The organism is Kurthia sibirica (assembly GCF_003143975.1).
GTDB lineage: Bacteria > Bacillota > Bacilli > Bacillales_A > Planococcaceae > Kurthia > Kurthia sibirica.
This window is the reverse complement of the sequence record NZ_QFVR01000031.1, coordinates 1-11,292: the sequence shown is the minus strand read 5'-3', so window position 1 is coordinate 11,292 and position 11,292 is coordinate 1. Positions and strand designations below refer to the sequence as shown.

At 34.5% G+C, this 11,292-nt stretch carries 14 protein-coding genes and 1 pseudogene; 14 read left to right on the top strand and 1 reads right to left on the bottom strand.

Annotated features, from left to right (window positions below; genetic code table 11):
- Positions 1–880: 880 nt before the first annotated feature.
- The 6 genes from DEX24_RS15645 (at position 881) to DEX24_RS15630 (ending at position 5,113) form a co-directional block, all read left to right on the top strand.
- A complete protein-coding gene (locus tag DEX24_RS15645; protein WP_109307331.1) occupies positions 881–2,545 on the top strand; it encodes a hypothetical protein in 1,665 nt (554 codons plus the stop codon).
- A gap of 499 nt (positions 2,546–3,044) precedes the next feature.
- Entirely contained in the window at positions 3,045–3,263 is a 219-nt protein-coding gene (locus tag DEX24_RS15640; RefSeq protein WP_109307330.1) for a hypothetical protein, read from the top strand.
- 383 nt (positions 3,264–3,646) lie between these two features.
- On the top strand, positions 3,647–3,961 hold the full coding sequence (locus DEX24_RS15635; protein WP_109307329.1) for a hypothetical protein: 315 nt from the start codon (positions 3,647–3,649) through the stop codon (positions 3,959–3,961).
- A 157-nt stretch (positions 3,962–4,118) separates the two neighbouring features.
- Positions 4,119–4,289, top strand: coding sequence for a hypothetical protein (locus DEX24_RS17295; protein ID WP_170112972.1), 171 nt, complete (start codon positions 4,119–4,121; stop codon positions 4,287–4,289).
- 38 nt (positions 4,290–4,327) lie between these two features.
- On the top strand, positions 4,328–4,486 hold the full coding sequence (locus DEX24_RS17290; RefSeq protein WP_170112971.1) for a hypothetical protein: 159 nt from the start codon (positions 4,328–4,330) through the stop codon (positions 4,484–4,486).
- A 45-nt stretch (positions 4,487–4,531) separates the two neighbouring features.
- The gene (locus tag DEX24_RS15630; protein WP_109307328.1) at positions 4,532–5,113 is read left to right on the top strand and encodes a hypothetical protein; all 582 of its coding nucleotides are present in this window, start codon (positions 4,532–4,534) and stop codon (positions 5,111–5,113) included.
- A gap of 116 nt (positions 5,114–5,229) precedes the next feature.
- Here the strand turns inward: DEX24_RS15630 and DEX24_RS15625 are convergent, their stop codons facing one another.
- A complete protein-coding gene (locus DEX24_RS15625; RefSeq protein WP_170112970.1) occupies positions 5,230–6,558 on the bottom strand; it encodes an MmcB family DNA repair protein in 1,329 nt (442 codons plus the stop codon).
- A gap of 228 nt (positions 6,559–6,786) precedes the next feature.
- On the opposite strand from DEX24_RS15625, the gene DEX24_RS15620 reads away from it, so the two are divergent.
- The 8 genes and pseudogenes from DEX24_RS15620 to DEX24_RS15585 form a co-directional block, all read left to right on the top strand.
- On the top strand, positions 6,787–7,434 hold the full coding sequence (locus DEX24_RS15620) for a hypothetical protein (protein ID WP_109307326.1): 648 nt from the start codon (positions 6,787–6,789) through the stop codon (positions 7,432–7,434).
- A gap of 108 nt (positions 7,435–7,542) precedes the next feature.
- Complete coding sequence (locus DEX24_RS15615) at positions 7,543–7,869, top strand: hypothetical protein (protein ID WP_109307325.1); 327 nt, start codon at positions 7,543–7,545, stop codon at positions 7,867–7,869.
- A gap of 100 nt (positions 7,870–7,969) precedes the next feature.
- Complete coding sequence (locus DEX24_RS15610) at positions 7,970–8,497, top strand: hypothetical protein (RefSeq protein WP_109307324.1); 528 nt, start codon at positions 7,970–7,972, stop codon at positions 8,495–8,497.
- Positions 8,498–8,683: 186 nt separating this feature from the next.
- A complete protein-coding gene (locus DEX24_RS15605; RefSeq protein ID WP_109307323.1) occupies positions 8,684–8,875 on the top strand; it encodes a hypothetical protein in 192 nt (63 codons plus the stop codon).
- Positions 8,876–9,223: 348 nt separating this feature from the next.
- Positions 9,224–9,625 (top strand): hypothetical protein, encoded by a 402-nt coding sequence (locus DEX24_RS15600; RefSeq protein ID WP_109307322.1) that lies wholly within the window; start codon positions 9,224–9,226, stop codon positions 9,623–9,625.
- A 162-nt stretch (positions 9,626–9,787) separates the two neighbouring features.
- Complete coding sequence (locus DEX24_RS15595; RefSeq protein WP_109307321.1) at positions 9,788–10,087, top strand: hypothetical protein; 300 nt, start codon at positions 9,788–9,790, stop codon at positions 10,085–10,087.
- Between the two features lie 494 nt (positions 10,088–10,581).
- Positions 10,582–10,905, top strand: coding sequence for a hypothetical protein (locus DEX24_RS15590; protein WP_109307320.1), 324 nt, complete (start codon positions 10,582–10,584; stop codon positions 10,903–10,905).
- Positions 10,884–11,292: pseudogene (locus DEX24_RS15585) on the top strand (IS3 family transposase); the annotation flags it as partial. The gene DEX24_RS15590 and the pseudogene DEX24_RS15585, both read left to right, overlap by 22 nt.

Below are 11,292 nucleotides of genomic sequence, written 5' to 3'. Positions count from 1 at the left end.
ATGGCGATTCGGCAAAAATCGGTTTGTATGATGCGCGGACGAAAAAAAAATCGAAAATTCGCTACATGGAACACATCAAAAAACCCTTATAAACGTTTATATAACAACATTCTTGACCTTTTTTTATCGAAAATACCATGACTCGCGGACGAACTACATTGAACACTTTTTCCGAAATTAGTACAGATGGATGCCGAAAAGTGTTCAATGTAGCTCCCTTTTTTTGCTAAATGAACACTAAAAACGTTCCCTAAAAATGGTAAAAGGCTTTAAATCAACAAGTTTAGTATGACTCGTTGGCAGAAATTTTTTTTTAGTATGACTCGCGGACGGCTACATGGAACACTTTTTTTTGACCAACTAATACAGATTTTTGGGAAAAAGGGCATTTTTAATACAGATTTTAATACAGAAGGTGATTTTTTGCTTTAAAAAGAAAAGTTCATTTTTTTAGAAATACTACAAATTTTGGAGGTGAAATACATAAAATTGAACCGTACCTGGGACGTATAATTGTAGTCGTATTTCCTTTAATTACCTCCTACATGGAACAATACTATAGGTCGTTGGCAGAAAAGCGTTCATTTATTGCCTACATGGAACATCTATTTCCTTTAATTACCTCCTATATGGAACAATACTATAGGTCGTTGGCAGAAAAGCGTTCATTTATTGCCTACACGGAACACATTTTCCCTTTTTTTACCTTCTACATGGAACAATACTATAGGTCGTTGGCAGAAAAGCGTTCATTTACTGTCTACATGGAACACATTTTTTCTGTAAAACCTATTTTTGTAACAAAATAGTGCAATTTTGAACACCTACATGGAACACATTTGGTATAATTAAAAATAAAACTGAACAGAGAGGTGTCAAAGTGAACGAAAATTTATGGTTAGAAGTCAAAAATATACCTGAACGACTTATGTTAAAGGAAGAATATTGCTCTATTGCTCTCTATCAGGAAGCCGAAATCTATTTTCAAAAGTATAAAATTGATGAACTATGGAAAAAGAATATAGAAACTAATGATAACCCGTTCATAACTTCAGAAAGTTTCAGTAAATTATCAGAGATTATATTCCAAACCGTATTGAAAGATAAAATACCAACGAAAAAATTCATCAAAGAAGCCTTTGATGACTATATAGATACTATTCTTTATGAAGTAGAGCCTTTGATTATAAAAGAAGAACAACTTTTAGGTAAGGTTATTACCAATGAAACCACTCAAATGTCAGTTGAACAAGTTTTCGGTGATGTTTTGGAGAATGAACGTATTTTCACATCGTTTAACTCGAAATACAATATGGTCCGAGATACTGTATCTTCAAAGAAATCATTTATTGAACAACAAGACGGTATTTTACGTTCTGAAATTGTTGATCCTAAAGGTGTCTTAGCTGGTAAAGCTGAATTACGTTTAACAAACGTAGAAATTCCAAAAGGTGATGAAGCCGAAATTTGGTTCACGCTCGTTCATTCGACTATTAACGCATTTAGTGAATTAACAGCTGATTTAATGGATATAATTTCACATATGTGGTTGGTTCAAGAAAAAGACGAAGATGGTTACATAGATTTTGATAGTGATACCGTACTAAAAATTTTAAACGAAGATACGCCAGACAAACCATTTGTTATTCGTGAACGTGACCGTTTTAAAATTATGAAACACGTTGCAGCGTTATCTTCCGTTTGGTTATCTATGCGGGAAGATAATATTAAAGTAGTCAATCCAGCTTCCATTAGTGATGAAGAAGAATACGACTTCACCACATTTAGAAGAATGTTTGATATTGATAATGTGAAAATTGCTTACCACAAGAAAACAGGTGAACCTAAAGGGGTGTATGGACTGAAGATAAAGCCTACACCGATTTTAAGAAAATACTTTGATACTTCATTGCAGACGTTTGTTCCGATTGACTTGAAAATCATTCAGTATAGTTATACGACTCAACGGGAGCTGAAACGATTAGGACGCTACCTAAGCTATCAGTGGAAGGTTCGTACCCTTTCTCGCACATTGCATCAAGCCTTCAAAGTTAAAACCCTATTAGAAGTAATCGACTTCCCTGCTAGTTATAACGGGAGTGTTTTACGTGAACGCTTTGAAAATACTTTAGACGCTTTGATGAAGGATCAGATTATCAAAGAATGGTATTACAAAGAACCTATAGATGAAACACGCGTAGGTAAACGAGATTGGGTTCGTAAATACTGGGGTGAATTAAATCTAATGATTATCCCACCAAGCGAAACCATTGAAATCAATAAACAAAAGATAAGCGCACCGAATTTAGTTGGTGTAGAAAAAGAAACCTACCAAAAAACACAATTAGGTTCAGAACTATCACCACAAAATGTAGAGTTGCTGATAGATGAACTTAAACTGGGTATTCGTAAAGCAGCGAAGGAAATCGGTATTTCACATAATACGGTTACTCGCTACATTAATAACGAGGCACAACGAACGAACAAAAGTGTTCTTGCAAAACTGGAGCTTTGGTATAAAGCGAATGTACAAACTCGTAATTAGAAGAAAGAAACGCACTGACGAAAAGTTGGTGCGTTTTTTTATGCCTAAATTGATGTACATAAAATAATATTTTGTATGTGTTTAATGAAAAATAAATGAATGGATATTATTTTATACACATTCGATACACATAAAATAATATTTTGCATGCGTTCAGAAAAGAAAATCATGTAACCGATAGAATCTGATGTACATTCTATGTACATAAAATAATATTTAATACACATAGAATAATATTTTGTGTGCGTTTAATAAAAAACTAATCATCGGTATTATTTTATACATATTTTATCTACATAGAATAATATTTAATGTACATAAAATATTATTTTATACACACCTCGTTAGTCTACATTTTTAAAAAAATAAACAGCCCGCTTATAAGTTGTCTTTCGACCTAGATTTATTTTGTGTCAAAACATAAACCCAAACGCTTAGGCGTTAGGAAAAATTGTGAGAAATAAACACTAAATAATAATCAGAAAAGGGAGATTTAACTATGAGTAACTTAAACAAATTAACGATGTATAAAGAAGGATTACACAACTTAGAAATGAAAGGTTATGACGTAGCTGAAGCAAATCGTTTATTAAGCCTTTGTATTGATGCAACAATTGGTGGCGATGTAAAAGGTGCGGATTATTACATTCGTGAAATTGAAACGTTTGATTTTGAATTAATGAAACAACCTGCAATTGTTCAAATGGAATTAATCTAAATTATCATTAACCATCCTTCGGGGTGGTTATTTTTTACAAAAACAGAGCAATTTTGTTCAAAGTGTTGAAAAACTACCTCTTTGAAGTAGCCTAGAAACGGTTTTATCTAATCAGCTATACATATTTGTTTCGGAGTGGTTACATCTCGTTAAAAGTGTTTTAAATGTGTTTTAAAGCTATACCCTACTCATGTTCGATGTTTTTAGTCCAAATGCGTATATGTATATGTGTATATATGCAGATTTTCCTTTCGTCGCTAAGTTCGTGACGATTCTTTTAAATTATGGAACGTTCACTTTGTTCACTGGCCATAATTTAAAAACGTACTTTTGCTTACGCAATAGTTACGAAAATGGATTAAAAATAAAAGGAGGAAACGTTTATGTTAAATGGTAGTTTTTCAATGATTAGTCCGAGCGAGTTGCGTGATCGTATGAAGTCGAGTCAATATGAAAAAGATATGATTAAGGCTTTTCGATTAGTGAATCAGATGATTGAAGATGGATTGAAAAATGGCGACTGCATGATTCGATTGCCTTATGATATGAAGTTAGGCAATTTAGCAAGTGCTGATGACAAAACCGACGCACTAGCCAACCGACTTCTGCAAGCTGGTTTCAATTGCAAAAAGGAAACGAAAATGAAGAATGGTGTCATGCAAAGACCTACATGGTACTTATATTTTGACTACATTTGAAAGATACAATCAGAAACGAATCTAAACTTACTGCCGCTGCAGTAAGTTTATTTTTTTGTCCGAAACCTCATCCACGTTCCCCCACCTTGCTAAGTTCCTACTCTTGCTTACGCAATAGTTGTGAAAGTGGATTAAAAATAAAAGGAGGAAATGTACTATGCCTAAATATGTAATGGAATTAGATAACTTATTCACTGTTCAAGCTGAATCGGAAGAAGAAGCGTGTCGAATCGCTTTGGAGCATATGCCCGACTATGACGAATTATCTTTCGTTGTGAAAGAAGAAATTAGCGAAGAAGAAGTCAATTATACGTCTAACCTGAAGTAAATGAATCGAAAAAAATACTGAAAAAAGGAGGAATCATCGTGCCTAAATTTGTAGTAGGAATCGAAGATTTATTTGTTGTCGAGGCAGCTACCGTAGAGGAAGCTGAACAGGTTGCTTTTAAATATATGTCTGAACCAGAACATTTAACTTTCATGGTTCAAGAAGAAATGGACGCAGAAGAAACAAATTGGAAATAGCATATATACATATATGCGTATATGCAAGAAAGGTAGGAAATATACATGACAGAGTTAGCCGTTTTAATTGCTGAAACGAAACATCATAGTATGCTTTTTAAACAAATACTCGAAACATTCGAGTCTTGTAATAGCGAACCGAAAGTTGATTTTAAGATGGATTATCATTCCACGCTCCCCCATTTACAGACTGCTTTAAATGAATTATATGAAGTGAAGTTGAACTCATATGACTACCCAGAAAGTAGTATTGAAATGGAAATCTGTAATACCGAAACAACCGAAACGTTCGTTAAATGTTTCAACAATCTACAAGAATTGGTCGTCAATATTTTGGAGCAACAAATGTGTATCAACAAGCTCGATGAATTAGTCCAACTACTTTCAAATACACCTTATTATCAGGGTGAATTTCATCATTATTTTTGGACTGCTGGAATCCCTAACTTGAAGTTTTCAGTCACGAAGGAGTTAGAAATTAGTGTGACGTATCGTGCGTCAAATGATATATACGAACTTCAAATTTTAGATAGCATGAAAGATGAAGGGGTTCAAACGTATTTCCAAACATCAGAATTAGCACTAGATTTCATAAGCACTTTCCAAGCATTTGCTTTATTAGATTGATTTGTTGCATATATGCATATGTGTATATACGCAAAGGAATTGATAATCACCAACCATTTAGAAACAAAATAAACTTACTGCGAGCTGCAGTAAGTTTATTTTTTAAAGCCTTATCATCACCAGCCGACTAAGGCACGTTTAGATAAGGCACGAGCTACAATCTGTTTCATTTCATCTACTGATTCATCTAAACATTCACCTATGACTGGACTGGGCGTTTCATTAAACAGTTTGATTTCGTTTATCCATTGGAACAAAACATTGGCTTCACAATTATTCGCATCAGAATCGACAGCATAGTCACTTTTAACGAAACCGAGATAGAAATAAAATTCGTGGCAATACGGCAAATACTCTCGCCATTTTTTATCTCGTCTATAATCTGATCGACTCGCTTTCACCTCTACAATAACAATGTGATTCTCTTTGTACCCAACAACATCCGCACGTTTCCCGTTTGGCAACGTCACTTCTGTACATACAACATAGCCTTTACTGTACAACCATTTCATCGTGTCATTTTGCATATTTCGGTGAGTGAGTATTTCCTGTGCCGATAGCTGGTCGCTCCCCAGACTTGCTTCTTCGTATGTTTGAAATGGTTGTTTCAAGGCTTGCTTCCACTTATTTTCATTGGCTTTTTGCTTCATTTTAATTTCTTTTATTTTCTGTTTGGTTTCTTTGAATTCTTGTTCGATAAATTCTTCTTGTTGCGTATGTTGATACACCGCCCAATAGCGCTCGTTTTCGTAACCCTTATATTTATATATATAGCCTTTTTCTAATCGACGTTCCATTTCTTCCACGAATAAATCTAATTTTTTAACTTCCCAAACGTACTCATCGTTCATCTCGATTACACCGAGCTTGCGTAATCTAGTTTTAAAACCATCATGTAATCGGTGACGTAAGGCGTAGCAATCCGGTAAGACGGCTAAATAAAATAATAACAAGTCGCTTATCTCTTTACTGTATTTTTTTCTGAATTTATATTGTGCCATGATTTTATTGCGTTCACGTGTTAGTGTCCTAAGTTGCTTATTTAACTCGACTAACCGCTTTTCAGATTCGGCTAAATAATCTTCATACGCTGAACGAAACGACTGTACACGCTCTTGTTTGGCTTCATATAACCGTACATATTCAAGTAGCTCGTCACGTTTTGTATCAGCTGATATAAGTGGTAATATTTCGAGCAATCCATTAATGGCAGCCTTATTTACATAGCGTGATAAAACAAGTGATTTTAAACCCAATTCAGCAAATTGGTTCGCTGATTGCTCTCCTACGTGCTCCTTAATCCATACCAAGTGATTAAAAAAACGTTTCAATCGCTTTACCTGGTCCAACGATAAATTAAATTGATCAGCTACCTCTTGTAACTTCATTTTTTGCTGAAATGAATCAAGTACCTCTAAACTAATCGAGTCTTTACCTGTAATCACGTTATCACCTCTTTTCATCGTTTAATTAAAGTGTGCCGTACACTTTTTTTACCGATTTTAATTTGATTAAAGTGTACCACGCACTATTTCATTTAAACCATTTTTCTGATTGCTTGTCTGTTCCGTATCTGCTTTTGCATATACGCATATATGCGTTTTTTCTTTGTTACTCGCTAACGCGCGAGTTTTCAAAGTGATACAAAATAGAATTCAAAAGGAGTTTTTTATATGGGACAAAGACTAAACTTAGAAATTAAAATTGATAATGAAGTAATCGGAAATGTGTATTTTCACTGGGGTGCATATACTTATAATTCATTAGAATTTTTAGAACGCATTGGTAATGTTTTAGAAGAATCAGACGTTATTGAAGAATTGATCGAAGCGGATACAGAGTTAGCGAAACAAGTCTGGTTTGTAAAAGTGTGCGAAAAAGCAGGTTTTTCTGGACTAAAAGAAAATAGTCATACCTATTTATCTGGAATGTTCCCAGACGATACGTTTATTCGCGCAACCAATCGAAATGAAGGGCTTGTTTCAATTACAGAAATCGATATGAGCGATACGGTTTCTTGGCAGGAAGGTACGTGTATTGTCTATATTGATTCAGATACAGGTGAATATTCTTTATCTAATGATTTAATTTGGTTGCTTGGTATGGAACAAGACCTTTTTGAATATGCTGATGTTGCAACTGAAGAAGCATTTGAAGAACATAATGGAAAGATTTCAGATATACCAACGATTGATGAATTTGAAACAATTGAATTTGGTGATATGAATGTAAATGAAGTTCGCACCGTTATGGAACAGTTAAATGAATCAATCGAGGGGCAATACTTCAAAGTTGATGATAGATATTATGTACATGTCTAAATTAAAAAGACTTGTCGGCCCAGAAGGGCAGCAAGTCTTTTTTTCTATTCGCTTAGGCGTGGAGCTTTTTAACTGAACAAAAATAAATGAAAAAGGGGCGAAACTCATTTGAGTTACTTATTATACGATACAAAAATTGCTGGTTTTTGGCGAAAAACATTCACAAAAAAAGATATTGAATTACACGTATTGTTATTGGCAGCTATAGATGAACCGAATCATATTCCTATGAAAAATTTTCAAGACGCAGTGAAATATCTTGAATCGAGAGAGTATGAAGTCATTCAAGCGAACAATTCGGCATTAGCCATTTTTAATCGAATTGCGAATCGAAAGGAATTTGATACGAAAACATATCTTTCAAAAGACGCGTCAAAAGAACTGAAAGATTCTTATAGTTTGTCGCTAATTTTGAACCCTGTTTATTCTATATAAGTTCAACAAATGTTGTTTTTATAATGTTTTTAACATATATGCATATATGCACATACGCATATATGTATATATTGTTTTTTACTAAAGGAGCTGGAATCAATTGAACATTCACCAATCAGACGCTAAAAAAATAGAGGAAATCGCAACTTTCACAAAACAAGTATTAGAGAAAATTGCTTCTCTAAAATCGCTAGAAAATCGAAATCTACTAGATCCATTTGTTACATATACATTTTACAAGCGAATCTACGAGAGTATGCAGTATGCGAACTTTGGACGTTTCACTGTAGCAAGCGAATATGTGCTGCATCATTTTGAATTGCTTTGTCAGGAACAAATGATTGAAGGGAAACAGGTAAAACAGGTCACATTCCCAGAATCATATTATCGTGAGTCAGTTTTAGAAACGTATTATCTATTGAACGAAGGAGTCACAGGTATGCACGTTGTACAAACGATTTTAGACGCACCTTTTGACGGTTCTATTCAACGACCTATTTCTAATATCTATCGTACTTTTGAACGTATTGAGGTCGGTTTTGTCGCAATTATTAAGGGTGATTTAAAGTTAGCTGATTTTTACTTAACTGATACAAAAGAAATCTTAAATGAATTGACGCTTGTTTAACGATTTCCCTTCCCGACTTATTCTAAATAGGTTGGGTTTTTTTAGATTAATTTACAAGAGGGGGTGTTTAAACGCCTAGCAAGGTAAGTGAAGTAAAATAATAATTCGTGGTGTTTTCCGCGAGAAAGAGGTACTTTCTATGTTTAATTCTTTACGCAAGACCAAGTTTTCGAGGAGGTAGAAAACTTGATTCATCGCTACGGTTTGCAGGAGCCACTTCCGAGTCGTCCCCAACGTTTCCTTGATGAAACGAACTGTTCGGAGTTTATGGCTCACGAAGAATGTTGGGGTGAAATGATTCGTAACAGGAAATCGCTTCACAAATATTTCAAGGATACAACAGACTTCTCTGTTGATCCGTTCGCCCGTATCAAATAACTCCTTCCGACTCTAACCCTTGTCGGTTGGAGTTTTTTTCATAATTATGGATTAGGAATCTGAAACAAATTTTGTTAGAGTCGTATTTAACGCATATACGCATATACGCATATACGCAACGATTCTGATAGATACAGATGAATCAACTACTCATGATTTCAAAAGAACGTGCTAAAGTACGAGTAACAATTGAAACTGAAGTTCAAGCATATGATTATATTTCAAATTATTATTAATTCGTTATAGCAGAGAAGCCAATTCCAATGGCTTCTTTTTTTTACTTCAAAGATTGTGCTAATGCACTAGGAGGTATCGTGAAATAAAAAAAACATAGAAAAGAGTGGTCACATGATGAAATTAGAAACGATGAGTTCAACAATTGAAATAGAAGAATTAGAAAAGTCTTTTGCGGTACGAACATTGATTGAAGATTTGCGACGTGTAACAAAATTTATCGTCAAAGATCGAGAAGTTGCTGATGTGAAACGTTTTATCGCCGCTATGGATAACGAGCTATCTATCTATCGAAATGTACCTCTATCTGTATTAACTCAAAAAGAAATTCGTTCGATTATTCACCAGATTCGTATTGTCTTTTCTGAATACGCTCGTAAGTTTTTCAAGACATTGGGTAAATCATTCATGCCCGCAGCCATTGATAAATTGTGCGTGGTAAAGAAAGTCGAGAACTTAACGACAGAGCAAGCTGATGACATTTTCAAACGCTTTTGTATGTTTTATAACAACTGATAATTTTAACGATACGCTACGGTGTATCGTTATTTTTTGCATATATACATATATACATATATGCGTATATGCAACTGCTTCGTGTTTTATTCACCAAATCGGTGTCCGCTTATGCGTCAGTTGACCTCTTGTAATCAACTAACAATTAAGGGGTGATTCAATATGCCAGATTTCAAAAGAAATCATATCGTTTTTGATGAAGAACGTGACACGTACTGTACCAAAATTTTATACGGTGAAGGGTGCTTGCTGGAGTTCGTTGAAGAAACTACCGAGTGCATCAGCGATTCTATAGAGGGAGCATTGGAAGTGCTTGAAGAAAATAAAATGGAACTGATTCCTATAAATTATCGTCAATTAAATGTATTTTCGGACTTCGTTTCTAATCGTGCGTGTGGCGAACTGAACTTGAACCTTCAGGACACGATACGTCTAAATGAATTAATCGAAAATGTTGCGTAGGAGCTGGCTCTTACGAGCGAGTTCCCTTTTTGAAGGAATTACCGACATGATTTCTTCCGTCTAGTATGTAACTTCTGTTATGTATGCTCTATGTTCTACATTCACATTCATCTCTTTTTTCGGATAAGAAGAATGAATACCTACCCCACCCCACCCTTAGTCAAGGTGGGGTATTTTTTTACTCAATTAAATAATTTAAAGATAACAATACCAATCAATTTAATACTATTTAAGTGATTAACTTACTATTCTTATATAGTGAATGTATTGGTAAACTAAATCTACAGTCTTTTATTTAGAAACAGGAGGTTACAAGTATATAATTCCCCAAAAATCTTGACGTTAATAAAAAAAAAGAAAAGTGAAATAGGACACTAAATAAAAAAGCTCATTCAGATTCAAGGCACTGACCTAAATTAATGAGACAAATAAAAACACCTTTCGTTGAAAAACGGGTATTAAACCTAGTAAATCAACGTGGAGGTGTTTTTTCTATGGGTACAAGAGTAAGCTATCCAGCAGAAGTGAAAATGAAAGCAATCGAAATGAAATTATTAGGCATTCCTGCAAAGCAAATAATGGACGAATTGAATATTAAAAATGTTAGTCAATTAAAAACATGGATGAAGTGGTATAAAGCTGGTGAAGTACATCGACTTCATCAGCCGGTTGGAAAACAATATTCTTTCGGAAAAGGACCAGATTTTGATTCAGAGGAATCCCGTTTACAGACTGAAAATCGTTATTTAAAACAACAGGTGGACGTGTTAAAAAAGTACAAGAAATTGGAAAGGAAGTGGTTGGACAAGCATTTGTAGAGTTAGTAGAGGAATTTAGAGGCTTCATTTCTGTACAAAGAATCTGTGAGTTAATGGGTGTTGCAAGGGCCACCTATTATCGTTGGATAAAGCAGAAAGATATACAAACGACAAAGGAAAAACGAGATCAAGATATTGGTGAAAAATGTGCAGCACATAAATACCGATATGGTTATCGTAAAATCGCAAGTTTCTTTCCTGATTTAGCTGAGAAAACGGTTCAAAAAATTATGCAAAAATACAATTGGTCATGTCGTGTGAAAGTAAAGAAACGTAAGCGTACTGGGCAACCAACGAGTGTCGCACCCAATCATTTAGAACGTGATTTCCACGCTACTGAGCCACTTCAAAAGCTCGTAACAGATATTACTTACTTGCCTTTTGGTC

What these genes read in the sequence shown, in the direction of transcription:
- DEX24_RS15590 (WP_109307320.1), top strand. Translation starts at nt 10,582, where the DNA reads ATGGGTACAAGAGTAAGCTATCCAGCAGAAGTGAAAATGAAAGCAATC.
- DEX24_RS15630 (WP_109307328.1), top strand. Translation starts at nt 4,532, where the DNA reads ATGACAGAGTTAGCCGTTTTAATTGCTGAAACGAAACATCATAGTATG.
- DEX24_RS15600 (WP_109307322.1), top strand. Translation starts at nt 9,224, where the DNA reads ATGATGAAATTAGAAACGATGAGTTCAACAATTGAAATAGAAGAATTA.
- DEX24_RS15635 (WP_109307329.1), top strand. Translation starts at nt 3,647, where the DNA reads ATGTTAAATGGTAGTTTTTCAATGATTAGTCCGAGCGAGTTGCGTGAT.
- DEX24_RS15595 (WP_109307321.1), top strand. Translation starts at nt 9,788, where the DNA reads ATGCCAGATTTCAAAAGAAATCATATCGTTTTTGATGAAGAACGTGAC.
- DEX24_RS15640 (WP_109307330.1), top strand. Translation starts at nt 3,045, where the DNA reads ATGAGTAACTTAAACAAATTAACGATGTATAAAGAAGGATTACACAAC.
- DEX24_RS17295 (WP_170112972.1), top strand. Translation starts at nt 4,119, where the DNA reads ATGCCTAAATATGTAATGGAATTAGATAACTTATTCACTGTTCAAGCT.
- DEX24_RS15620 (WP_109307326.1), top strand. Translation starts at nt 6,787, where the DNA reads ATGGGACAAAGACTAAACTTAGAAATTAAAATTGATAATGAAGTAATC.